The 367-nt window shown below is 75.5% G+C and carries 1 pseudogene; it reads right to left on the bottom strand.

The window, feature by feature from the left end:
* Nucleotides 1–291 (bottom strand): annotated as a pseudogene (locus VR44_RS43640) (MarR family transcriptional regulator); the annotation flags it as partial.
* Nucleotides 292–367 lie beyond the last annotated feature (76 nt).

Here is a 367-nt window from a genome sequence, read left to right as displayed (position 1 = left end):
CCCCCACCGCGTGCCGGGCGCCCGGAACCAGCCGCAGCCGGGTCCGCGGCTTGCCGCCCGTCGACGGGTCGCGGCCGGCCTCGGCCACCAGGCCCTCCGCCGCGAGCCGGGCGGTGATCTTGCTGACGGCCTGCGGGTGAGCCCCGTACGCGCCGCGAGCTCGGCGCGCCCCAGCCCCGCCGGGCCGGCGGCGCGGAGCAGGTCCAGCAGCAGGGCCTCGTTGTGCCCGCGCAGCACCGGCAGGTTCACCCCGCCACGACCGCCCCTGCCGCCACCCGCACCGGCCTCCACGTTTCCCCTGTTCACCCGCCCATTCTCCACCCTCCTTGCACTTACACAACACTGTTGCCAAAGTGGACCCATGAAC

Source organism: Streptomyces katrae (genome assembly GCF_000966975.1).
GTDB classification, from domain to species: Bacteria; Actinomycetota; Actinomycetes; order Streptomycetales; family Streptomycetaceae; genus Streptomyces; species Streptomyces katrae.
This window is presented reverse-complemented; position numbering and strand designations above follow the sequence as displayed.